General features: G+C 63.7%; 25 protein-coding genes, 1 tRNA gene and 6 pseudogenes. 15 read left to right on the top strand and 17 right to left on the bottom strand.

Annotated elements, in window-relative coordinates:
* Positions 1 to 9 precede the first annotated feature (9 nt).
* The 6 genes from KW83_RS04585 to KW83_RS04560 all read right to left on the bottom strand — a co-directional run bounded on the left by KW83_RS04585 (position 10) and on the right by KW83_RS04560 (position 4,286).
* Complete coding sequence (locus KW83_RS04585; RefSeq protein WP_036175318.1) at positions 10 to 507, bottom strand: DUF669 domain-containing protein; 498 nt, start codon at positions 505 to 507, stop codon at positions 10 to 12.
* An 18-nt stretch (positions 508 to 525) separates the two neighbouring features.
* Positions 526 to 1,272 (bottom strand): ATP-binding protein, encoded by a 747-nt coding sequence (locus tag KW83_RS04580; protein WP_036175315.1) that lies wholly within the window; start codon positions 1,270 to 1,272, stop codon positions 526 to 528.
* Positions 1,272 to 1,757 carry a hypothetical protein gene (locus tag KW83_RS04575; protein WP_036175312.1) on the bottom strand — a complete coding sequence of 162 codons (486 nt, stop codon included), beginning with the start codon at positions 1,755 to 1,757 and terminating at the stop codon, positions 1,272 to 1,274. Before KW83_RS04575 ends, KW83_RS04580 begins: the two co-directional genes overlap by 1 nt.
* Positions 1,758 to 1,767: 10 nt before the next feature.
* On the bottom strand, positions 1,768 to 1,977 hold the full coding sequence (locus KW83_RS04570; RefSeq protein WP_036175309.1) for a helix-turn-helix transcriptional regulator: 210 nt from the start codon (positions 1,975 to 1,977) through the stop codon (positions 1,768 to 1,770).
* Positions 1,978 to 2,137: 160 nt separating this feature from the next.
* Positions 2,138 to 3,067: a hypothetical protein gene (locus KW83_RS04565; protein WP_036175306.1), complete on the bottom strand. Its 930-nt coding sequence runs from the start codon at positions 3,065 to 3,067 to the stop codon at positions 2,138 to 2,140.
* A complete protein-coding gene (locus tag KW83_RS04560) occupies positions 3,060 to 4,286 on the bottom strand; it encodes a hypothetical protein (protein WP_036175303.1) in 1,227 nt (408 codons plus the stop codon). The genes KW83_RS04565 and KW83_RS04560 overlap by 8 nt, the downstream gene beginning before the upstream one ends.
* Before the next feature lie 168 nt (positions 4,287 to 4,454).
* Here KW83_RS04560 and KW83_RS04555 point away from each other — a divergent pair, with 168 nt between their 5' ends.
* The 6 genes from KW83_RS04555 (at position 4,455) to KW83_RS04530 (ending at position 9,121) form a co-directional block, all read left to right on the top strand.
* A complete protein-coding gene (locus tag KW83_RS04555; RefSeq protein WP_036175300.1) occupies positions 4,455 to 4,775 on the top strand; it encodes a helix-turn-helix domain-containing protein in 321 nt (106 codons plus the stop codon).
* Positions 4,772 to 5,689: an ImmA/IrrE family metallo-endopeptidase gene (locus KW83_RS04550; RefSeq protein ID WP_036175297.1), complete on the top strand. Its 918-nt coding sequence runs from the start codon at positions 4,772 to 4,774 to the stop codon at positions 5,687 to 5,689. Before KW83_RS04555 ends, KW83_RS04550 begins: the two co-directional genes overlap by 4 nt.
* 397 nt (positions 5,690 to 6,086) lie before the next feature.
* On the top strand, positions 6,087 to 6,584 hold the full coding sequence (locus KW83_RS04545) for a DUF2924 domain-containing protein (protein WP_081904466.1): 498 nt from the start codon (positions 6,087 to 6,089) through the stop codon (positions 6,582 to 6,584).
* Between the two features lie 2 nt (positions 6,585 to 6,586).
* A complete protein-coding gene (locus KW83_RS04540; protein ID WP_036175294.1) occupies positions 6,587 to 7,912 on the top strand; it encodes a recombinase family protein in 1,326 nt (441 codons plus the stop codon).
* A complete protein-coding gene (locus KW83_RS04535; protein WP_036175291.1) occupies positions 7,909 to 8,289 on the top strand; it encodes a hypothetical protein in 381 nt (126 codons plus the stop codon). The genes KW83_RS04540 and KW83_RS04535 overlap by 4 nt, the downstream gene beginning before the upstream one ends.
* 226 nt (positions 8,290 to 8,515) lie before the next feature.
* Complete coding sequence (locus tag KW83_RS04530; RefSeq protein WP_161785453.1) at positions 8,516 to 9,121, top strand: hypothetical protein; 606 nt, start codon at positions 8,516 to 8,518, stop codon at positions 9,119 to 9,121.
* A 54-nt stretch (positions 9,122 to 9,175) separates the two neighbouring features.
* Here KW83_RS04530 and KW83_RS04525 read toward each other — a convergent pair.
* From KW83_RS04525 to KW83_RS21705, 9 genes and pseudogenes are all read right to left on the bottom strand, one after another.
* A pseudogene (locus tag KW83_RS04525) lies at positions 9,176 to 9,442 on the bottom strand (DUF3883 domain-containing protein); the annotation flags it as partial.
* A 15-nt stretch (positions 9,443 to 9,457) separates the two neighbouring features.
* Positions 9,458 to 10,611, bottom strand: a protein-coding gene (locus KW83_RS04520; RefSeq protein ID WP_152563476.1) for an IS3 family transposase whose coding sequence is annotated in 2 segments (ribosomal slippage) — positions 9,458 to 10,362 and positions 10,362 to 10,611 — 1,155 coding nt in all. Because the reading frame shifts where the segments join, the coding sequence is not laid out codon by codon here.
* Between the two features lie 65 nt (positions 10,612 to 10,676).
* Positions 10,677 to 11,261, bottom strand: a pseudogene (locus KW83_RS04510) (DUF3883 domain-containing protein); the annotation flags it as partial.
* A 349-nt stretch (positions 11,262 to 11,610) separates the two neighbouring features.
* Positions 11,611 to 11,700, bottom strand: a tRNA-Ser gene (locus KW83_RS04505).
* A gap of 33 nt (positions 11,701 to 11,733) precedes the next feature.
* Positions 11,734 to 11,958 (bottom strand): annotated as a pseudogene (locus KW83_RS19635) (IS3 family transposase); the annotation flags it as partial.
* 249 nt (positions 11,959 to 12,207) lie between these two features.
* Positions 12,208 to 12,447, bottom strand: a complete 240-nt coding sequence (locus KW83_RS19630; protein ID WP_081904465.1) for a DDE-type integrase/transposase/recombinase — start codon at positions 12,445 to 12,447, stop codon at positions 12,208 to 12,210.
* 297 nt (positions 12,448 to 12,744) lie between these two features.
* Positions 12,745 to 12,894: a hypothetical protein gene (locus KW83_RS20885; RefSeq protein WP_161785452.1), complete on the bottom strand. Its 150-nt coding sequence runs from the start codon at positions 12,892 to 12,894 to the stop codon at positions 12,745 to 12,747.
* Entirely contained in the window at positions 12,851 to 13,729 is an 879-nt protein-coding gene (locus KW83_RS04495) for a sigma-70 family RNA polymerase sigma factor (protein WP_036175272.1), read from the bottom strand. The genes KW83_RS20885 and KW83_RS04495 overlap by 44 nt, the downstream gene beginning before the upstream one ends.
* A 456-nt stretch (positions 13,730 to 14,185) precedes the next feature.
* Positions 14,186 to 14,317, bottom strand: coding sequence for a hypothetical protein (locus tag KW83_RS21705; RefSeq protein ID WP_268745532.1), 132 nt, complete (start codon positions 14,315 to 14,317; stop codon positions 14,186 to 14,188).
* Here KW83_RS21705 and KW83_RS21350 point away from each other — a divergent pair.
* From KW83_RS21350 to KW83_RS19625, 9 genes and pseudogenes are all read left to right on the top strand, one after another.
* A pseudogene (locus tag KW83_RS21350) lies at positions 14,310 to 14,559 on the top strand (IS481 family transposase); the annotation flags it as partial. The gene KW83_RS21705 and the pseudogene KW83_RS21350 sit on opposite strands and share 8 nt — an antisense overlap.
* 403 nt (positions 14,560 to 14,962) lie before the next feature.
* A complete protein-coding gene (locus KW83_RS04480) occupies positions 14,963 to 16,990 on the top strand; it encodes a M3 family metallopeptidase (RefSeq protein ID WP_036175263.1) in 2,028 nt (675 codons plus the stop codon).
* 474 nt (positions 16,991 to 17,464) lie between these two features.
* Positions 17,465 to 17,809, top strand: coding sequence for a hypothetical protein (locus KW83_RS04475; RefSeq protein ID WP_036175260.1), 345 nt, complete (start codon positions 17,465 to 17,467; stop codon positions 17,807 to 17,809).
* Positions 17,810 to 18,088: 279 nt separating this feature from the next.
* Positions 18,089 to 19,012: a beta propeller repeat protein gene (locus KW83_RS04470; RefSeq protein WP_235191367.1), complete on the top strand. Its 924-nt coding sequence runs from the start codon at positions 18,089 to 18,091 to the stop codon at positions 19,010 to 19,012.
* A 10-nt stretch (positions 19,013 to 19,022) separates the two neighbouring features.
* Positions 19,023 to 19,538, top strand: a complete 516-nt coding sequence (locus tag KW83_RS04465; RefSeq protein ID WP_036175257.1) for a DUF411 domain-containing protein — start codon at positions 19,023 to 19,025, stop codon at positions 19,536 to 19,538.
* Between the two features lie 10 nt (positions 19,539 to 19,548).
* Positions 19,549 to 19,671, top strand: a complete 123-nt coding sequence (locus tag KW83_RS21700) for a hypothetical protein (protein WP_268745531.1) — start codon at positions 19,549 to 19,551, stop codon at positions 19,669 to 19,671.
* A complete protein-coding gene (locus tag KW83_RS04460) occupies positions 19,668 to 20,153 on the top strand; it encodes a c-type cytochrome (protein ID WP_036175254.1) in 486 nt (161 codons plus the stop codon). The genes KW83_RS21700 and KW83_RS04460 overlap by 4 nt, the downstream gene beginning before the upstream one ends.
* A gap of 69 nt (positions 20,154 to 20,222) precedes the next feature.
* The gene (locus tag KW83_RS04455; RefSeq protein WP_036175973.1) at positions 20,223 to 20,498 is read left to right on the top strand and encodes a hypothetical protein; all 276 of its coding nucleotides are present in this window, start codon (positions 20,223 to 20,225) and stop codon (positions 20,496 to 20,498) included.
* Between the two features lie 299 nt (positions 20,499 to 20,797).
* Entirely contained in the window at positions 20,798 to 21,244 is a 447-nt protein-coding gene (locus tag KW83_RS19625; protein ID WP_152563475.1) for a hypothetical protein, read from the top strand.
* On the opposite strand, the pseudogene KW83_RS21110 reads toward KW83_RS19625, so the two are convergent.
* Positions 21,162 to 21,629 (bottom strand): annotated as a pseudogene (locus KW83_RS21110) (IS3 family transposase); the annotation flags it as partial. The gene KW83_RS19625 and the pseudogene KW83_RS21110 sit on opposite strands and share 83 nt — an antisense overlap.
* Positions 21,618 to 22,583, bottom strand: a pseudogene (locus KW83_RS04450) (IS481 family transposase); the annotation flags it as partial. The pseudogenes KW83_RS04450 and KW83_RS21110, both read right to left, overlap by 12 nt.
* Positions 22,584 to 22,644: the final 61 nt, after the last annotated feature.

The following is a 22,644-nucleotide window of genomic DNA, read 5'->3' as shown; positions in this document are numbered from 1 at the left end:
CGCGAAGGCTCAGCCCTTCTTGTTCCAGGGCGCGGAGGCCATTTTCGGCGGCGGCGTAGAAGCGCTCCCGCCATTGGGCGGTGTTGCAGCTTGCTGGGCCGCCGGTCCGGGCTCGGGCAGCAGGTAGCGAATGCCGTTGCTCTCGCCGTAGCCGTTCTTGGGCGGTTTGACCGTCACCTGAATGGTCATCGGGATGAGATGCAGCTCCTCGCTGTCACTGACCTGCATCTTGCCGGTGGCGTGACAGATCGCCGACAACGTCCGCTGCGCGATTTCCACTGTAGTCGGGTTCGGGTTCACCAGGTTAAGCTGGTCAAAGATCTTCCGACCCTTGTGTTCGCCCTCCAGGATATCGAGCATCAACCACAGGAATTGGCCCATCCCATTGCGGGTCACGCGCATCTCGCTTTCGACGATCTGGGCGCGGTACTTGCCTGCGGGAAGGACCTCGTAGGCGGTGGTGGGCTCGACGCCGGTCGCGTCGAAGGACGTATCGAAACGTGCCATGGTATTGTCCTTTCTGGATTATTCAGGCTGCGGCATGGCTGCGAGGAACTCCGACCACGCAAGCGGCAGGGTGTCCGGCAGGCCGTAACGGTTCTTGGCGAGAAAGGCGGGGCGCTCTTCGGTGTGCATGACGCGCGCACCGGACCCGAGCGCCCGGGTTACCTTCTTGTTGAAGCCGACATCGGATTTCGCAACCGAGATCTGATAGTTGGCGAAGAGCACCACGTCCGAATGCTCCTGCAGCAGCGCCGAGGCGCGGGTCTGCAGCTTGATCACATAGCGGTCGTAGGGTTCGTGCTCGGGGCTGTCGAAACGCTTGATGTCGGTATGGGCGATCTGGATGACCACCATGCCCTTGCGGTCCCGCAGCACGTTGAGCTTGTCGAGATACTCACGCCAGATGGTCAGTGCCTCGGCATAGCCCTTGCCGAAGCCCGGCGTCTCGATGGAGGCCCAGCCGTTGCGTTTGCAGGCCTCGGCCCAGATCAGCGGCTCCAACCAGTCGACGCTGTCGATGACGACTGTGCCATAGTCGTGGTCTTCATCCAGCAAGGCGTCGAGCGCTTCCGACACGTCGGCATAGCCCGTCGCCAACGGAAAATGCGGGACCTGCAATTTGCCAAGACCATCCTCGGTCATGAGGAAGACAGGCCGGTCAGCATCGGCCGCGAAGGTGGATTTGCCGACCCCGGCCACGCCGTGGATCAGGATGCGCGGCGGCTGAAGCACCGATGCTGTGCGCAGGGAAGCGAGAGAAATGGCCATCAGCGCACCTCCTCGTTCAGCATCAGGCGAAACTTGGGCTTGCCGGTGCGGACCGTGCGCGCGGGCTCGAAGCCCTTGCGCCAGCTCTCCGGCAGCGCGGCGTATTTGCGTTCCGAAACCTTCAGCGTGGTTTCGATGAACTCGGCCGGGTTTTCGCCCGATGCGGCGATGGTTTCGGCCAGTTCTGCCAGCGCGCGCTGATCCCAATCGATGCGTTTTGGCAGGTCAGCGATCACTGTGACGCCGTCATCCTCTAACCGGATCGTGCCGGTGTCCTTGCCCGCCTCCTGGCGGTTGTCATGGGCGCGGTCGGCGTACTTCAAGGCGATCGCGCCTTCGAGCCAGTCGGACACCATCTTGGCCCGCTGAAGGTCTTGCTGTGCCGCCTCTTGCAGCAGCGCCAGTTGATCAGCGGAAAGCGCAGCGATCTCGCCGACGGGCATGGCGGGAACATCCGCGAGTGTGATGTGGTTAGGGATCGTCATTGCAGCCCCCTTACGCCGACATCGGGCGATGGGGTTCGCCGTCTGCGCCGCGGATCTGCTCGGCCTCGAACGCCTCGACATCTTCGAGGCGGTAGATCACGCGGCCGCCGAGCTTGATGAATTTCGGGCCTTCGCCCGTCCACCGCCAGCGCTCCAGCGTCCGGTGCGAAATGTTCCAGCGAGCCGCCAGCTCGATCTGGGAAAGGTGCCTTGTCGCCATGTGAACCTCCTTGGGGATTGTGCGAACAGTTGCGGGACCAACATCGCGGAGGGGGCGGTAGGGCTGAGGGAGGGCAATGGTAGGGAAGCCGGTAGGAAGGTGACAAAAAGCAAAAGGCCGCCCTGCTGGACGGCCTTTGAAACGGCGATGTCTGGTCACGTCAGGGCTCGATCCAACAATTTCCGTCGGCGTATTTGATGAAGGAACGCCAGTCGTCGCGACCGCTGAATACCTTGGAGAACGCGTTCGTGCTGTCCCCGTAGCCCGCCTCGAAAAGGACGACCGCCGTCCGGCACACAGGCGAACCTGACCAATAGGCGTCAAACAACAGCCCCAAGAGTTGCCGCTGTTTATCGCTGCCAAAGGTGAGGGTTTCGCCGCGTAGCCAGACGATGCCGTAATCGTCAGAGTGATCGATAGGAAACCGTCGCTGCGCCTGCCCGGGGAAGACCCTTGCCCCCAGGACCTGCGGTGAGATCGCTAGCTTGGTCGGATCACTTGCGACATCCGCAACACTGATGAAGTGATTTCGCTTCTGGGAGGTCTCCGGGATACGCCCACCGGCCGTCGATGTCAGGATGATGCGGATTTCGTGCGGCGGCTTGCGTGCAATCAGCGCCTCAAGCTGCGCCCAGACACGCGGATCAATGAGTCGCCGGGCGAACCAGACGGGCACCGGGGCCTTGGCGCCGGCAAGCTTGATGGTGCCCACATCCCAGATGAGATCGGCAATCAAAGGTGTCGGACGGGAGGGCCCGGCACGCTCGAACGCCACCAGCATCTTGGCGAGGGCCAGACCACAGTCGACCCTGCATGCCGCGATGTCCTGATCGGTCACAGTGATCCATCGGCCAATGCTGTCGTGATAGCCGAATGATTTCAGCTCGGCCGACCAGATCGCCTCAAACGGCTCATCTTCGTAGTCATCCATACCCGCAACGACCGGGACATGCCCGTTCGGAACCAGCAGGTTGGCCTTCAACAATGCGTCTGTCGCAGCGCGCGAGACCTGGTGCAGCGCCGATACCTGAAGAGACGCGCTGCGGGCTTCCATGGCCCGCAGCAGAAGATCGATCGCACGCTTACTCAAGGACGTCGCCTTCGTCGGTGTCGTCTTTCAGGATGCCCCAGAGCCGCAGGTACTTCTCGCCGATCAGGCGCTCTTGCGGCGTCATGTCTTTCAGGTTGCAGCCATGCGGCATGGTCACGGTCAGCGACAGAGATTTGCCGCGCCCGCCCGAGGGACCGGGGTGGAACTTGATCGTGAAACGCGCCCGCGTGATCACCCATTCCGGCACCTCACCGGTAACCCCGTGGGCGAAAGTACCTCCGCCGATGTCCAGACCAATGCGATGCTCGGCCATCTGCCAGATTGTCCGGTCAGCGCCTGACATGGACTCCAGCGTGATGCGTTCCTTCGCATCCCCGAGATCCATCAACCGCAGTTCCTTGACGGTCACGCCGGCGATCCCGTCTGCCGGATCGGTCGGAAAATCGAACGGCTGCGCGAGCATGCTGAGATCATATTCCCGCAGCGGCAGCTGTTGCTTTTCGTCAATGGCAATGCCGAGCAGATCACGCGCCATGAAACGCGTCAGATCCATGCGATCCTCGCGCGTCTTGGCCACGACCTCGATCACGCCGGTCGCCGCCTCATAGGTCAATGCAGCCTCGAACACCGGTTTGACGATCCGCCGCGCCAACGTGCTGTTGGCATCGAAACCCAACATGTCCTCGGGGCGGCCTTCGCGGTAGACGGCCACCTGAACGAGTTCGCATTCTTCACCGTCGAGGATCACCCGGTGGCGATCGAAGATGTCGACATGCACATTGGGTGTTTCGAACCGTTCACGGATCGCGGCAGTGAAGGCAGCAATCGAGATCGGATCATTCTTCACATCCAGACCTTCATCGACACCGAAGCCGCTCCAGGACCGACCGCGCCGACGCTCGTCGTTGTAGCGGACCTCTTCGGCCAGCCGGAACCGGTCTGCCTCGTTCAAGAACACCCAGAGTGATCGATTGTTGGGGCCCTCGAGCGTGTCGAACGTCGCGCGATCCAGCACGACATTCTGCAAGGCATTCTGCCCGGGCTCATCTGCGAGGGCCGCAACGCGCCCAGCGTCAAGGATGACGCGCTGCTTTTCAGCCTCGTCCATGTCGTCGACTGCCTTGATCAAAGGCTCGACAACCTCCGGCTCGGGTTTGGTCCAGTCGACCGGAGGAAGGGAGGTGAAGCCGCCTGCGGTAAAATAGTCCTGCAGCCGGGGAATCGGGGTTTTGCGGAGGAAGGAAGCAATCGCTGTCATGACGTGGCCTTTCTAAGCCTGGGAGGGAGGAGGACGACAGAATCGCGAAAATGCGATACGATCATGTTCGATATATACCGAACAAATCGTCAGGTCTACTTGCGCGGAACATTTTTGTTCGGCATATCGAACAAGCGTCCTCCAACCAAGGAAATCAAGGATGATACGATGACCACGTCCCTCGGCGCCAAGATCAAGCGCCACCGCAAGGAGAAGGGATACTCCCTCGACAAACTCGCGGCGCTGACCGACTCCAGCAAAAGCTATCTTTGGGAACTCGAGAACCGTGATACCCGAAAACCGTCCGGCGAAAAGTTGACCCGCATTGCCCAGGCACTGGAGGTCACGACCGATTACCTGCTCGATGACAGCGAGGAGCCCGGCGACGAGGTTCTGAAAGAGGCATTCTTCCGCAAGTTCAGCAAGCTCGATCCCGAAGACCAACAGAAAATCAACCAGATGATCGATATGTGGGGGAAGAAGGATTGAGCCTGCCGACGACGCCTCAGAGCTGGGCCAACCGCCTGACGAAAATCCTGTCCGTGCATCAGGCGGTGCACGGGCTGCCGCGGTTCCCCATCGACGTGGCCGCGCTCGCGCAGGATTTCTCGCGTCAGGTGTTTCCAGACGCGCCGATCACCATCGTGAAGGGGCTTGCGCTGTCCAAGGGCGTCGAAGGCATGCTGATGCCGCATCCTAGCGGCTCCGGCGAGTGGGGCATTATTTACAACGAGACCATCCGGTCGTCGGGGCGGCGCAACTTCACGCTGGCCCATGAGCTGGGGCACTACCTCCTCCACCGAAACGCCAACCCGCGTGGGCTGGAATGCACCAGCCGTAACATGGCCGATTGGGATGAGGCCCGGAACAAGATCGAGGGGGAGGCAAACACCTTCGCCTCCTACCTGCTGATGCCGTTCGACGATTTCCGCGAACAGATCAAAGGACGGATCGTCGACATCAACGTGATGACCGAACTCGCAGATCGATATGCCGTGTCGCTCACAGCCGCGATCCTGAAATGGATGACGATCACCGATAAGCGCGCGATGATCGTGGTTGGCAAGGAAGGCTTCATCGACTGGGCGTGGTCCAGCGAACCGTTGTTGAAGTCCGGGATCTTCTACCGGGCACGCCAAATCGTGACGGAATTGCCAGCAGCATCATTGGCGGCGCGAGAAGTCGATTGGGACACAGGTCGCCACGGCGTTGAGCATCCGGCCGGGGTCTGGCTAGGCAACGAACCGGTCCGCGAGATGACGGTGTTCTCGCCGGGCAATGAAATGTCGATCTCATTGCTCCTCTATCCCGACCAGGCGCCCTCGCGTTGGGAGATGGCCGAGCTCGAGGAAGAAGCTACCGTCGATACGTTCGACAAATTCATGGGCGGTTCCGGGCGGTGATTCGCCGTGAGGCCCGGTTAGGACGGCCAATGAACTGACAAAGCGCATACGCAATTTTACGCGGTTCTTCGCACAGGTCGAATCCTGCCGTAAATTATTGATTTACTTGTATTTTTATGATTTCGCGATACGATTACGGCATCATCTCAATCGCGAAAAGTCGCCATGACATCTGATTCAGAAGGCCCGATTTCCGGGCCCAATCCCCTATGCCCTGAGCGCATGTCGGCTGAGGCGCGCATCGAAGCAATCGGCCGCATCCTCGCTGGTGGCCTGGTGCGTGTTCTGGCCGAGGAGTCCAGTTCTTTATCTGCCGAACCCGGAGACCGTTTCGTGGACTTACCGCCCCGAAAGAGCGGTGGTCGTCGCAGGAAACGTATCCGTATCGGAGGAATTGATGAAGCATCACAATAAGATAATACCACCCACACCGGGCCAGGATGCCAGCCTGGACCAAACGGTCCTGTCGCGTCTGGCCGCGTTGAAAACCCTGTCCGTCAAGGAATTGAAAGCTGAGTGGGAAACCCTGATGGGGAGCTCAGCGCCCAATAACAGCCGCGCATTTCTGGAGGGCAGGCTCGCCTATCGCATTCAGGAAGTGACCTACGGCGGGCCGGATCGGGAAACCCGGCGGATGCTCGATCTGCTCGCTGACGAGGTCGAAGGGATCGCGCGCCGCAAGCATCAGATCACGGATCCTCGCAATCCCGTCCCGGGCACGCAGCTCATCCGCGAATGGAACGGCGTCGAGCATACGGTGACCGTTTTGAAAGACGGGTTCGATTGGCAGGGCCGCAAGTATAAATCGCTCTCCGGCATCGCTCGCGAAATTACTGGCACGCGGTGGAACGGCTATCGCTTCTTCGGGCTACAGACCCGTTCCCGGGAGATTTGACCATGGACAGCAACACGCGCCCAAATCGCCGTTTGCGCTGTGCGATCTATACCCGCAAGTCGTCCGAAGAGGGGCTCGATATGGAGTTCAACAGCCTCGATGCACAGCGCGAGGCCTGCGAGGCCTACATCGCCAGTCAGCGATCTGAGGGCTGGGCCTGCCTGCGCGAGCGCTACGACGACGGCGGGTTCTCCGGCGGCACACTGGAACGCCCTGCGTTGAAACAGCTGATTGCCGATGTAGAAGACGGCCTCGTTGATGTGATCGTGGTCTACAAGATCGACCGCCTCAGCCGCGCCCTGATGGATTTTTCGAAGTTGGTCGAGCTTTTCGACCGGCATGGCGTCACTTTCGTGTCGGTGACCCAGTCCTTCAATACGACAACATCGATGGGACGGCTCACTCTGAACATCCTGCTCAGCTTCGCGCAGTTCGAGCGGGAGGTAACGGCAGAGCGGATCCGGGACAAGGTCGCCGCCTCGCGGAAAAAGGGAATGTGGATGGGCGGCTACGTCCCCCTCGGGTACGATGTCGTCGACCGCAAGCTTCTCGTGAACGAGAACGAGGCGGCGCAGGTAAGGCGGATATTTGAGCGCTTCGTCGAACTTGGATCCGCCACGATTCTGGCGCGAGAGCTCCGCCGCGAAGAGGCCCGCAACAAGCAGGGGACGCTGATCGACAAAGGTTATCTCTACCGATTGCTCAAGAACCGCGTTTATCGCGGTGAAGCTGTCCACAAGGGTACTGCATACCCCGGCGAGCATGATGCCATCATTGACGCCGACCTCTGGGATCGCGCCCACGCCATCCTGCAGGAGAGCCCCCGCAAACGCGCCAACAACACCCGCGCGCAGACACCGGCGCTGCTCAAAGGGCTGATCTTCTCGGAAACCGGCGCGGCAATGACGCCCACCACCACGAAGAAAGGCTCGAAACTCTACCGCTACTACGTGTCCATGGACGTGATCCGGAACCGAGATACCGGCGACGAGACCGCGCCCACGCGGCTGGCTGCCGGGATGGTCGAAAAGGTGGTGGTGACTGAAATCCGACGGATCCTGCAAACGCCAGAGGTCGTCACGCAGGTGTTGTCGGCGCTCAAAACCAAAACCGCCAATATTTCAGAAGCCGACGCGTTGGGCGCGCTGCACGAGTTCGACACACTCTGGGCCCAACTCTTTCCAGTCGAGCAAGGCCGGATTGTTCAGCTCCTCGTTCGACGCATCACGGTGACTGCCGCGGGGCTCGAGGTCGATATCCGGCGCGAAGGCATCGCCGGGGTCATCCGCGAGATGTTCGCCCCGCGCGAGATAGAGGCCGCCGAATGACCAATTCCAATGACACCATCCGCATTCTGATCCCTCTCAAAGTGCGGAAGAAAAACGGGCGACCGAAGATCCTGCCGCCCGCTGACCATGGCCCGAGTGCGGATCAGGCACAGGATCCCCACATCCTTCGCGCCATCGGCCGGGCATGGGCTTGGCGGCGGCGCATGGAGGCAGGGGAGTTCGCCACGATCCAAGAACTGGCTGAGGCTGTCGGTCTGGCCGAGCGCCATGTCAGCCGGCAGCTGCGGCTCGCGTATCTCGCCCCCGAGGTGCTGAAGCTGTTGACCTGCGGGCGGGAGGCGTCGGCGGTCAGTCTTTACGATCTGTGTTTTCTAGCGGCAGAACCGTGGGGGGAGCAGGCAGAGCGGGTTTTCTAGAAAAAGAAAACCAAGCGTTCTGTGAACTTACTCCGTCTGTGAAGTAGGCTAATGCTGTGACCCACGATAGTTCGTGGAACTGCCAAAGAGCTGGTCGACCGGCCGTACTCAGTAGTGTCGGATGCACGCTACTTGACGAAGTGCATCAGGCCAGATCATTTCATGTCTCATGGGCAGATACTATCAGACATTCGCACGAATCGGCGCGGGCCTAGCAGCCATTGCAATGCTCGTTTGGTTCTTGTGGCCCGGCGGGACGTGGCAGTTTGAGCCTGAGCCGTTTTTCGCTTTTGGTGTTGCGGTGGTCGTCTGGGCATTTACCGAGTTTAAACTGAGCGAAGAGGTTATCTATCGAGCATCTACGCCAAATGATATCCGGTTTGGCCGAGAGATTTTTGCGTATGGAACTTGGAATTTCCGAGAGCTTTTGAAAGATCACGACTACCATCGTGGCATCCACCCCAGGTTTCTGACTGAAGCGTCACTATTGGTCAGCGAAACTGAGCTCGGAATTGCACATTTCCAGGACGGTCGGGTCCAGAAAAAATACTTGGACTTCTTCGAGCGCCTGAAGGCCTTTGTCGACTATTTTGGAATGCACTCGTCACCGGAGCAGTTTGGATCTGTGATGCTGCAATCCGTCATTCCAGCCAACCAGTTCGATGAAATGAATGTAACCCCGCACCACCAAGATGAGATTAATGAAGTGAATAGGCTAGCTACTGAAGCTTGGAAAGCCATGCGGCCTCTGATAGCGGAGATTAAAGAACGAATTCCTGAAGTGTTCGACGAACAGATCAGGGGCGGTTGGATCAGGAGTCCTGAAGAGTAAAAAGCGCCAACGCGCGACAGGCCGCAATTAACAGGTCCGTCTCCCGCTTCGCTATCAATGAAAACTCGCCTGAAAGGACGTCGCGGTCAGCGAGACATGCGCGTCCAGCGGTGGATGTAGCTCAAACGCCTTCGGCTCGCGTGCGAAATTCCAGAGCCGGAACAGGGACCATTCCGCGCACCGCTCCTCTGCCACAGCCAGTTCGTTCCGGCTGATGTGGAAAGGTGTGCGTTCCCAGCCATTCGTCGTCTTCACCTCGATCAGGCGCGAGCGTCCGTCCGGCGCGAAGCTGGCGATATCGTAGCCAGCATGACCTGCCCCCCGGTCGTCCCTCGTTCATAACGAGAGTCCTTTGGGTTGATAGACGTCGGTTTCGGGCTGGGCAAGCGCGCCGGGCGCGGAGCCCTCAGATTGCTCAAGCGCCCGGCGCGCTTCGGCCGGGGTCTGGTTCCCCAGCGAAGAATGCGGCCTGACATTGTTGTAATCGTAGCGCCACAGGCCCAGCTTCCGTCTGGCATCATCCAGGCTGTCGAAGATCTCCTCGTTCAGGCACTCGTCACGCAGGCTGCCGTTGAATGACTCGATGTAGCCGTTCTGCTGCGGTTTGCCGGGGTCGATGTAGTGCCACTCGACCTTGTTGTCGTTCGCCCATTTCAGGATCGCCTTGCTGGTGAACTCGGTGCCATTGTCAGAGACAATACACGCCGGTTTTCCGTAAATCCTGACCAGCGCGTCCAATTCCCGCGCGACCCGCGCACCGGAGATGCTGGTGTCTGCGATCAGGCCGAGGTTTTCGCGACAACAGTCATCGTTGACGGCCAGGATGCGGAACTTCCGGCAGGCCCCGAACGTGTCGGACAGGAAGTCCAACGACCAGCGCTGGTTCGGGCGCAGCGGCACAGGCATCGGTGTGCGACTGCCCCGCGCCCGCTTGCGCCCGCGTCTACGCCGAACCGACAGTCCCTCTTCCCGGTAGATCCGGTAGAGCTTCTTCTCGTTCATCACCATGCCCTTGCGCTCCAGCATGACACCAATGCGCCGGTAGCCGAACCGCCGCCGCTTCTCGGCGATCTTATTCATTTCCAGACGGATCTCCGGGTTGTCCGGCGGGCGTTCCCGCCGCACGGTCTTCGGATCGACACCGATCAGGACGCAGGCCCGGCGCTGAGAGATCGGATGCCCCTTCATCGCCCGCAGCACTGCGTCCCGCCGTTGCATCGGCGTCGTCAGGGCTTTCCCAACAAATCCTTCAGAACGACATTGTCCAGCATGACATCTGCCACCAGGCGCTTCAGCTTCGCGTTCTCCTCCTCAAGCTGCTTCAGGCGTTTGGCATCGGACAGGTCCATCCCGCCATACTTGGCCTTCAGCTTGTAGAACGTCGCCGGGCTCAGCCCATGCTTCCGGCAAAGCTCAGCGGTCGGCAAGCCAGCCTCCTGCTCTTTGATCATCCCGATAATCTGCGCCTCGGTGAAACGGCTTTTCCTCATCTCGTCTGCTCCTTCAGGTTGGCAGACTCTACATCATGGTGAGGTGACTTCCGGGGGGCAGGTCAAGCACCATCGCCATCCTCTTCTGACACCCACCGAACCCTACGCGCAAGGTCCTCGCGGCCCGCTGATTTGAGGGCTGCACGTTCGTGCGCCAGGACGCGCTCCTCACCGGCACGGCCGAGCGTGCGGTTCCGCTCGTCTCTCGCCGCGACATCGAATATTCGGGCGATGTGCAGCATCTGCTCCAGCTCCTGCGGCGGCGGCTGGTTCGACAACGTGGGCGGCGGCCCGATCCAGATTGGCGCGGCTTCGGCCAGGCCGGTCGGCGCTCCTGCACCCGAACGGCGGCCGAGCCACGCCGGGTTCAACGCCAGCCAGCGCGCCACGGCATCAACCAGTGTCATCTGGAAATTGAACGCTGGCTTGTAGCCCGGGATCCAGTCCTCACCGAGCCCCTTCAGCACGGCGCTGATGTTCTGATGTTTGAACTCGACCGATCCCTCGGACCGATCTTTCAACAATGGCATAAGCGCCCGTCGATGCTCGGCCTTGTTGTAGCGGTGCCCAGCGATGTCATCGGCCAGCATCGCAAAGTAATCTGCGACGATCAGGTCGTTTTCTTTATCTGTCCAGGGCACGGTCGACATGCCGCCAGGCTATGAGCGGAAAGTCTCTTTGTCATCAGAGACTTCTCGTGATCGTTCGCACCAACGCGCACAACCACGCCGCCTTCGGGTGTCTCTGTTCGCATTGATAGCGGTCGAGCCCGCTTCAACTGCGGCGCAACCTATTTTCGGCAAGCAACTGAAAAGACGCACATTTTTGAATGCGTCTCGATTAGGGTGAAGGGCGGGTGGAAAGAGACGCGGGGCGTTCGGAGACCGATTTCGGCCGAAACCCCAGTCTCCGTAAGTCGGATGGCCTCGCTAAACCCCTTTGAACCAAAAAGAAAAAAGGCCCCGTCAGGGACCTCATCTCGGGTTTGCGAATGGTGGGTGGCGGAGGAGGTGGGATTCGAACCCACGGTGCGCTTTCGCGCACGCCGGTTTTCAAGACCGGTGCAATCGACCACTCTGCCACTCCTCCGGCGTTGTTTGACTATGACCTGCCACTGAACATTCATCCAGCCGCCATTTGAGCCCGGTTGGTGTTTACGCCGATCGGCGCAGTTTGAGCAATCGCCCGACGCGCGGAGCTTTCATCGCGCGCGGCGGGGCGGGCGATTGCGGTGGTCGGGGTCTGCGCGCAATCGGCCGGGGTCCGGCAATGCAACGCCGGTTGCGGGCGCTCCGTGTCGTGGTCTGCTGCCCGGGCGACGATCACGGCGCGTGCGTGAGCCAGGTTCGTATTTGAGCTGCGCCACGCGACCGTTGTCCTCGGACCGTCGCCTATCGGGACTGAACCGATGGCGCCCCGAGGGGCAACCGGACAAGGTCTCGTCGTTCGATGGAGATGTTGTCGAGACACCGGCCTTTGCCGTCCATCGAGATCCAGGTGCCGATCCGTTTCAGCCCGTCGGTTCAAGCGAAAGACGTGAACTGCAAACCCGGGTCTGTGTTTATGATCTCCGGCGGGCCGAAGCGACGGACTGCTTCATCCTACGACGCAGAAGTCGGCCTCGAGCGTGTCCGAGATGCGCCAAGCCAGCGCCTTGCGGGTGGACCGGTCCATGACCGCGACCAGGTAGAGGAACCCACGCCGCATCGGCAGATGGGTGATGTCGGCGCACCAGACTTGGTTGGCCCGATCGACCCGCAGCCCACCCAGCAGGCAGGGGTAGGTCCTGTGCCCCTTCGCGGGCTTGCCGGTGTTGGGCTTTTGATAGATCGGCATCGTTCCGGGGCTTTCGCGGCCCCACTGGGGCCACGGTCCCCTTCACCATGAGCCCCATCAGCCGCCGGATGCGCTTCACGTTCACGGCATGGCCCCCGTTCCTCAGGTGCCAGGTCATCGGTCGGACCGCGAAGAACGGGGTTTCCGGGAACTGCCGGTCGATGAGCTGCATCAGTCTCTGGTTCATCGCGGTCTCGCCCAGCGGCGCGTCGTAGAACGACGACCGCGAGATCGACAGCAGGCGGCATTGCGCCCCGACCGACAGCGTGGGGGGAGAGCGTTCGATCATCCCGCGCCTCACTTGCCGGCCCAAAGCTCGGACTGCTGCCGCGCCAGGGCGACAAGCGAGAACTCGATGTCGTCCACAGTGGCGCGCTCGATCGGCACCGCGCGGTTCGGCCTCTCAGACAGGGCCGGAACGTTGACCGTGTCGGGGATCGCCTCCATCCAGCTCGACTGGCGCAGGCGTTTCAGGGGGGAAGTCGTGAACATGGTGATGCTCCGTGTTTTCGTCGGTTGGTGTCCAGGGATCGTCGGGAAGACTGCTGCCGGGCCTGACGCCGCCCTGGAGCTTGCGGTCGGAGTGTTTCCCCGCGTGGGGGTGTCGCATTCCTCCGAGGGCCCGGCATGAAACTTGGTGGAACCGGGTCATCGCCGGTCCTGTTGTCACCTGCCGGCGGGCATCCGAGACTGTCGGAGCGGCGCCGAGATATGCGGCTAGATCAAGCGCCTCGGCCGCCTTCCGGATCGTGCCGAGCCGGGCGTAGACTGTGCTGCGATGGATCCCGAGGGCCTCGGCTGCCTCCGTCGGCGACATGTCGATCAGCGCCAGCGCGACATCCCTGCAGGTCGGTGTCAGCCCCGCGAGAAGGCGCCGGACATCGCGGACCAGCCCGAACGCCTCGTCCGGTGCGCGCGCGACGGCGGCGTGCAGCGCCACACTGTCAGGCAGGGTTTCCGCGAGCGGCAGCGTCTCGCCATCGCCGCGACCCTCGGACGGAGTCTCGAAGTCGACCCACGCCCGCTCGGCCCGAAGGCGTTCGGTCGGCGCGGCCAGCGTGGCGATGCGGTTCGCGAGAACGCGGTCTGCGAACGTGTCGTACTGACCGCGGGAGGGGTCGAACCTGTCATCCCGGCGATAGAGGTGCAGACGCAGGTCCTGCTTGGTGTCCTCGGCGTCCATGCCGGGGACCGAACCTGATCGAGCAAGTCGTTCGGCCCGGATGATGATGTTGCGGGAGACGCGCGAGCGCGCGTCGCAAATGGGGTGGAAACGCTCCATGAAGTTTCGCCTTCGTCCAGGTGGACGGGCACGCGGCCCGAGTGACCGGGACCGGCGAAAATTCGTTGGTGCGGCGGCCTTGGCGGGCTCAGCACAAAGAGAAACCGCTGAAACCCGGTTGGATTTCAGCGGTTTGAGAGGCGAACTTTTTCGAAGAAATTCTTGAGGTCAGCCAGCGAACTTTCGTCCGGACTGCCCGTCGTGACGTGGCGGGCGGTGGCGGCACTTATGGTTACGGGAAGAGTTCGCTCTATCAGCTTAGTCGATGTGCCACCGTCCTCGTTGACTCGGTCTGCCGCCAGCCCCATGCGCGGCCGATGGCGCGCAGCACGCGCGGATCCTCACCCGGCGGCGGGTCCGACGTCTCGACGTCCTTCGGCGGCAGGATCCGAGGCCGGCCGCCGCGTTTGCGGACCGAGAGCGGGATGTGGACGCGGATCGTGTCGTTTGCGCGCATCAGGCGGCGCCCTCTCGCGCTGGCGTCATGAGGCTCGCCAGCGCGCCGAGTCCGTCATGGCGGAGATCGATGTTGAGCCCTTCCTCGCCCACCGTCACGCGCGCCACGAGCAGCTGGACAACACGGGCCACCGTGCTGACCTGGACCGGCGACGCGACGGGTCGCGTCCCGGCGCCGCACGCGCCTGCCACTGGACGACCGCGGTCGCCCTGCCGTCATCGATCCCGCATCTCACGCGGTCGGCACTGCATCTGTGCCTTTGGAGCCATGGCAGCTCGCGCCTGCCGGACGAGGGCGACAGACCTTCGAGCGGTATCCCATCGGGGTCTTTCACATCGACATCGCCGAGGTGCAGACAGCGGAGGGCAAGCTTGACCAAGTTCGCGGTCGCCCAACGCGTTGCAACGGCGGACAGAAAGACCGCATGCCCGAGGCTGTGCCCTGTCGGGTGCCTCACCGATAACGGCAGTCCGTTCGCGGAGCCGCACGATCGCGGAGGCCACGGTCGAGCGCGTCCACTCCGACAGCCATGATCGGCTGCGCCCGCACCTCGCGGACGTCCCGGCGGCCGACGACCCCGCCCGCCGACGCACCATCCCAAACGGTCTCACGTCCGACAAACATCAAAGCCGGATCGATCCACCCCCGACCCGATCCACCAGATGCCGGGACCGAACACTTGGGTGGCTACGGCATTCGGAGAGTCGGCTGGCACGCAGCGGACGCGGCGCGTAGGGTGGCCCGGACCGTGGAAACCGTAGAAACAGGAGGCGACCTTGACCAATCCGCTGCTCGAAAGCTGGGACACGCCCTTTGCCATGCCGCCCTTCGACCGGATCGCGGACGACGACTTCCGCCCGGCGGTCGATGCCGCCCTCGAATCGGCGCGCGCGCGGGTCGCGGAGATCGCGGACAGCGCCGAGCCGGCGACATTCGCCAACACGATCGAGGCGCTGGAACTGGCGGACGCGGATCTGGGGCGGGTACTGGGGGTGTTTTACAACCTCAGCGGCGCCGATTCGAGCCCGGTGCGGGAGGCGCTGGCGCGGGAGTTCTCTCCGATGCTATCGGCCTATGCATCCGACGTGGCGATGAACGAGGCGCTTTTCGCGCGGATCGAGGCGGTCTGGGCGGCGCGCGAAAGCCTCGATCTGACCGAAGAGCAGGCACGGCTTCTGTATCTGACGCGCCGCGGGTTCGTGCGGGCGGGGGCCGAGCTTGAGGGCATCGCCAAGGACCGGCTCAGGTCGGTGACCGAACGGCTGGCGTCGCTGGGTGTGCAGTTCACCCAGCACCTGCTGGCCGATGAGCGCGACTGGCATATGGAGCTGTCCGAGCCCGATCTGGACGGGCTGCCGGATTTCGTCGTGGACGCCGCGCGCGCCGCCGGGGAGGAGCGGGGCGCGGGCGGCCCCGTCGTGACCCTGTCGCGGTCGCTGATCGTGCCGTTCCTGCAGTTTTCCCCCCGGCGCGACCTGCGGGAGAGGGCCCACGCCGCCTGGACTGCCCGCGGCGCGAACGGTGGGGACACGGACAACCGCGACATCGCGCGCGAGATCCTGGAGCTGCGCGAAGAACGCGCGGGCCTGCTGGGCTACGACAGTTTCGCGGAGTTCAAGCTGGAAACCGAGATGGCCAAGACGCCCGAGGCGGTGCGCGAGCTGCTGATGAAGGTCTGGGAGCCGGCGCGCACCAAGGCCGAGGAGGACGGCCTGCGTCTGACCGCGATGATGCATTCCGACGGGGTGAACGGCGACCTGGAGCCCTGGGATTGGCGCTATTACTCCGAGAAGCGGCGGATCGAGGAACACGACCTGGATGAAACCGCGCTGAAGCCGTACCTGCAGCTCGACCGGATGATCGAGGCGGCCTTCGACGTGGCGCACAGGCTCTTCGGGCTGGCGTTCGCGCCCTGCGACGTGCCGCTCTACCACGGCGACGTCCGCGCCTGGGAGGTGACGCGCGACGGCCGGCACATGGCGGTGTTCCTGGGTGACTACTTCGCGCGCGGCTCCAAGCGGTCGGGCGCCTGGTGCTCGGCCATGCGCAGCCAGAAGACCCTTGGCGGAGAGGTGCGGCCGATCGTGGTCAACGTGTGCAACTTCGCCAAGCCGCCCAAGGGCAAGCCGGCGCTCCTGTCCTATGACGACGCGCGGACGCTGTTCCACGAGTTCGGCCATGCGCTGCACCAGATGCTGTCGGACGTGACCTACGAATGCATGTCGGGTACCAGCGTGGCGCGCGACTTCGTGGAACTGCCCAGCCAGCTCTACGAGCACTGGCTGGAGGTGCCGGAGGTTCTGACCACCTACGCCACCCATGCCGAGACCGGCGCGGCGATGCCGGCCGAGATGCGCGACCGGCTGCTAGCGGCCTCGACCTATGACATGGGGTTCCAGACCGTCGAATACCTGGGCTCCGCGCTGGTGGACCTGGAGTTCCATTCGGGCGAGGCGCCGGACGACCCCATGGAAATGCAGCGTGACGTTCTGGAGGGGCTGGAGATGCCGAAGGCCATCGGCATGCGCCACGCGACGCCGCATTTCGCGCATATCTTCGCGGGCGACGGCTATTCGGCGGGATACTACAGCTACATGTGGTCGGAGGTCATGGATGCCGACGCCTTCGCCGCTTTCAAGGAGGCCGGCGGGCCGTTCGATACCGACATGGCGCAGAAGCTGGAGAAGCACATCCTGTCGGCCGGCGGCAGCCAGGAGGCGGCGGACGCCTATGTGGCCTTCCGCGGCCGGATGCCGGGCGTCGCGGCGCTGCTGAAGGGGCGCGGACTGGACGACGCGGCCTGAGGTCAGAATATCCGGGGGGCAGTCGGGGTTGCGAGAACGCGTTCGCATATCTCGTGGCGCGGGCTTCGGCCGCACGCCAGCCGCGGTGCTGTCGGGCGACGGGCGGCAGAATTGCAGGGCAAAGTCCCCGGGCTTGCCCGCGCCGCTCGACACCCGGCGCGATCGCCACGGATCCCGATGGAAGGAAGGCAGCCGCGACAGGTTCGATGCCCGGTCCCGCGACCGGTCGCTCGCGCGGACCGGTTCCGCCCGCCGCGCGAGATTCCGGAGCGCCATCGAGCGCTCGCTGCCCCGAGGGATCACTCGACCTCGCGGCGGGCAGGCACCTGACCCCGACGCCGCAGACCGTGGTCGTCGTGGCGGCCCCCGCACGGCTCTTCAGCCCGGACGGCTCCGTGCAGGCCGCAGCGCTGGTCACGCAGATGCGATCATGTTGCGCTGGAAAGGTAGCTTCAGAGCTTGTAGGACACCGTCATGACCCTGATCGCCCGCGTCTTCTGCGTCCTTGCTCTGGTGGCCTTTGCCGCGGGTGCGGTCGCGAATGCGGCGGGCGCGGCGGCCGTGGCTTCGGACACGGTTGCGCAGGACGCCGGCATGACGGGTGCGGCCGGTTGCGACGCTTGCGACGACATGCAGGCAAGTTTCGACAATCTGGCGTGCCAGTTCGTATGCGGCGCCGGAAGCCTGGTCGCGCTCCAGGCGCCCTCGGCCTTTGTCGATGCGGGGGCCGCTGTCGCCTCCCATGACGGTTCGTCCGTCGGGACCATGCGCGGCATCGCAGGGCCAGGGTTCACGCAACCACCCCGATCCTTCCTCTGATCTGACACCCGGCGACGTTCGACAGCCGGTGTGATTTCCCGTGCCGACGGGGTGCCATCCCTGTCGCGCGGCCGTCCGGGCCGTCGTTCACGACCGGTTCGGCAGGGTCCAACCGGATCGGAGCGAGCCCTTCCGCGTCCATCGACATCGATCCCGCGCGCACGTCCGGCCCGGCCGTGCCCGCCCCCGATAGTCCGCTTTCCCATCCTCAGACGCCAGGCGGTCGGGATGACGGGCGAGGTCCAAACCGCCTGAAGACAAGGAGAGACACAGTTGAAGATGATCGAACCGAATTTCCGGCCCACGCGACGCGCCGTGCTGACGGCGGCGCTTGGCATCGGGGTTCTCGCCGCGCTGCCCGGGGTCGCACGGGCGGGCACGGGCGGCGCGAACGGGTCGCTTGCCTTTGATGGCGATGCGCTGTTGTCCGCCGGCGGAACGCTTTCGACAAGCACCGACGGCGGCGCGACCTGGTCCGAACGCGCGTTGCCGGGACGGGTGCTGGCCCTGGCGACGCATCGCGACCGGCCCGGCCGGGTCGTCGCGGGCCTGGCCGAAGGCGGGGTCGGGTTTTCCGAGGACGGCGGCGCGACCTGGCGCGTCGGCACCGCCGGACTCCCCGACGGCGCGGTCAACGCGGTCGCGATCGGATCGAGGGACCCGGACCTGATCTACGCGGCGATCCCCGGCGACGGTCTCTACAAGAGCGAGGACGCGGGCGAAAGCTGGACGCTCGCCATGGATCGCCCGTGGCTGGACGAGGCGGAGCGCGATCCGCTTGCCCTGGTATCTGTCGATCTGGACACCGGAATGGGCGGGATATGGATCTATGCCGGGACAGAGACGGGGCTGACCCGTGTGCCCGATTGCTTCTGCCGCTGGCAGGACGTGCAGCCCGGAAACGCGATGGATGCGCTGGTGGCGGGCGATGCGCCGCCGCCCGAGAACCCGCTGCCCGCAGGCGAACCCGTCCTGTCGCTTGCAAGCAGCCCGTCCTCGCCGGAGCGGCTCTATGCCGCGCTGCCGTCGGGCCTCTGGGCGTCAAGGGACGGGGGGGTGGTCTGGACGCAGATCGTCGAGGAGTCCGCCTCCGCCGTCGCGGTCCACCCCGAGGACGAGACCTACGTCGCCGCGATCGTTGGCGATGCCCTGAAACTCAGCCGCGATAGCGGCATGACCTGGACCGCCGCGGCGGCCAAATAAGGAGAGAACGATGCTACGAACGACCCTTCTCGGACTTCTCGCAGCAAGCGCCGCCGCGGTCGCGACCGTGGCCATGGCAGGCGCGACCCTGGCGCAGACTGCCCAGGACACGGCGCCCGCGGCAAACGCGCAGGACGCCGCGTCCGGCCAGGACAGCGGCGCAAGGCAGGTCACCATCTGGCGCGATCCCGGCTGCGGATGCTGCGACACCTATGCCGACTATCTCGAACGCAACGGCTACGAGGTGACGCGCATCGACGATCGCGACTTCGACAAGACCTCCATCTCTGTCGGGGTTCCCGAACAGGGGCTCGGCTGTCATCTGACGAAGCTCGGCGGCTATTTCGTCAGCGGCCTGGTGCCGGTGGAGATTCTCGAACGCGTCGTCGCCGAAACCCCCGACATCACCGGCATCACGCTGCCCGGAATGCCGCGAAACGCACCGGGCATGGCACCCGAGAAATACGGCACGCTCAGAACCTATGCCTTCGGTCCGGACGGCATCTCGCTTTATTCCGATGAATGAGGGCGCGTGCATGATGAACGGTTCCATGATGTGGGGCATGATGATCGGCGGCGGGCTGGTCCTGCTGCTGGTCGTCGCGGTCCTGGTCCTTGGCGTTCTCGGTCTGGTGAAATACCTGCGGGGGCCGCGATGAGACGCGTGGCCTATGTGTCCGCCGGGGTGCTCGCCGTCGCGGCCACCGGGATCGCCGTGCTGGCCCAGTCGGGGTCGGGGTCGGAGTCGGGGTCGGACATCACCTTTCTGGGCGAGCCCGTCACCGCCGCCGACATCGCGGCGGGCAAGGACCTCTACGCGCAGAGCTGTGCCGCCTGCCACGGTGCCGGTCTGGAAGGTCAGCCCGACTGGAAGCGGCGCCTGCCCAACGGCCGGATGCCGGCCCCGCCGCATGACGAGACCGGCCATACCTGGCACCACTCCGACCGCAACCTGTTCGAAATCACCAAGAACGGGGTCGAAGCGGTCGTCGCCGGCTACGAGAGCGACATGCCGGCCTTCGGCGCGGTGCTGACCGACGCGGAGATCACGGCCGTGCTGGCCTATATCAAGAGCACCTGGCCCGAGCGGCAGCGTGCGGCCCAGGCAGAGGTGACGGCGCAGGACGAGGGCGGATCATGACCGGTGGCGGGAAGCCTTTGGCGCAATGGCGCTTCGCGCCGCGACCGGCGGCGCAAAAGGGCCATGGCGATGTCTGAGGCGAACGACCCGGCCCCGGCTCGCCGGATCGGGCGGCGCTGGCTGCCGCTTGACCGACGCGGGCTGATCATTGCAGGGATCGCCATCGCGGGTGCCGGCGCGGCCCTGAACTGGGGGTGGTTGACCGCGGTCGGCGCGGCACCGCTGCTCCTGGCGCTGGCACCCTGCGCGTTGATGTGCGCCCTGGGCCTGTGCATGAAGGGCGGCGGGAACGCCTGCGACGCCAAGGCCGATCCGGCGGCAACGCCGGGCCGGCAGGAAGAATGAGCGGTCGGTTTGCGGTCGGGCCGCGGTCGCCGGGCGCAGCCGGTCCGCTCTGTTTCCGGCGCCGGATGATGGCGATGCCGACACGGGCGCCGTGCCGGGCGCCGGCCCCGCCGCGGGCCGGCGGATCGGTCGCGGTCTTGCCGCCGCGCCGGCGCAGGCTTCGCGCTAGAGCGGGATGAAATCAGCCTGAATCGATAGAGGATTCACAGGCCTGCATTTTGGTGATTCACTGTTGCCGACCACAAGATGGAGGGCGAGTAGTGGGTAGAGCACTTTCAATGGACCTTCGAGAGAGGGCAATGGCGCGGCTGTTGGGGGGCGAGAGCGTGCGTCAGGTCGCAGCGGCCCTGGATGTGGCTCCGTCCAGTGTTGTGAAGTGGTCGCAGCGTTTGCGTGCGACCGGGAGTTGCGCTCCGGCAGGGACAGGCGGCCACCCGCCACGCAAGATTGCAGGCGGGCATGAGGCGTGGCTTCTGGAGCGGATAACGGAGCCGTTCACACTGCGCGGACTGGTGGTGGAACTGGCCGAGCGCGGGCTCAAGGTCGACTACCGCACCGTCTGGGCCTTCGTGCGCCGCACGGGCTACTCGTTCAAAAAAAGACCCAACTCGCCGAGGAGCAGAACTGGACCTGTCGCGATTTCGTGCCGCCCCAAGTGCTCGTTTAAGCCACTTTTCTTTCGAATGCGACGGGGCTTTTCCAGCCCAGTGCTGAGTGGCGGCGACGCGGATTGTAGAAGCCATTGATGTATTCAAAGATCGCCACTTCAGCTTGCCGCCGCGTTTCCCATGACCTGCGCCAGATGAGCTCGGCCTTGATCGTCTTGAAGAAGGTTTCGACAGCGGCGTTGTCATAGCAATTGCCCTTGCCGCTCATCGACACCTTGAAGCCATGCTGGCGCAAAAGCTTCTGATAGTCGTGTGAACAATATTGCGACCCGCGATCCGTATGATGGATGCAGCCTTTGGGCGGCGCCCGAAAAGCTATGGCCATGTTCAACGCCCGGATCGCCAAGTCGCGTTTCATCCGGTTGCTCACGGCCCAGCCGATCACACGCCGTGAATGCAGATCGAGGATTACGGCCAGATACAACCAGCCTTCGCGGGTCCAGACATAGCTGTCAGATCCCGCTTGATTGTATGGCCGCTTTTTGAAGAGCCTTGGCTTTTGGCGATGCCAGTCCTTGAGGGCGTCGATAGGCGTTCTGCCCTTCAGGACGGATTGCGGGAGCTGGCCGTTGTAGAGGCGGACATAGCGCAGGATCGTCTGCTCAAGGTCCTCGCCTGATCGGAAGCGATGACTCTGCAGGACGTCCTCGATCCGCCCGTTGAAGCGCTCCACCATGCCGTTGGTTTGCGGCCGCATCGGTGGTGCGAGGCGATGCTCGATCCCGAGGTCGGCACAGAGGCGGTCGAACTCGTGGTTGCCCGTGGCCGCGCGCTTGCGCAGGCCGAACAGCCGGTCGGTGAACTCCTTGCCGTTGTCGGTGAGAACACGTGTGATCTTCATCGGCGCGGCGCGCTCCAGGTCACGCAGGAAGCGGCGCGCGTTGGCGGCCGTCTTCGCTGGGTAGATGCGGACGAAGACCCATCGGGTCGCACGGTCAATCGCCACGAAGAGGTAGCGTCGCCGCTGCTCGTCCGGCATCTGCGGCAGGTATTTCACGTCGACATGCAGATAGCCGGGCTCATAGGCCCTGAAAGGCTTGTGCGCAGGCTTCGGCGCCTTTGGTGTGAGGTCGCGGAGCTTGCTCACCCCATGTCGCCGCAAACAGCGATCCAGCCCGGAGCGCGAGACGTTCGGGTTCAGGAACTCGCGAACGACGGACAGCAGGTCGTCGAGCGGCAACAGCAGAGCCTTCCGCAACGCTACGGCAACCGCCTCCTGGGCAGGGGTCAGCGTCGTCTGCAGCCTGTGCGCGGTGTGGCTGTGGTCGTGAACGCCATCCCGCTTGCGCCACTTCCAGACCGTCTGTTCGGAGATGCTGTAGCGCTCCGCAACCATCCACGCCGGCTCATCGCTCGCCTGCATCGCAGCTCTGATCCTGGGTGTCGTCGTCGCCTGCTTGTGAAGAGAGATCAGCATGATCGTCCCCCATCCCGAACCTCACGCAGAAACGACCTTGCCATGAAGAGCGCAGACCGGC

The sequence above is a fragment of the Palleronia rufa genome, assembly GCF_000743715.1.
Lineage (GTDB): Bacteria > Pseudomonadota > Alphaproteobacteria > Rhodobacterales > Rhodobacteraceae > Palleronia > Palleronia rufa.
This window is presented reverse-complemented; position numbering and strand designations above follow the sequence as displayed.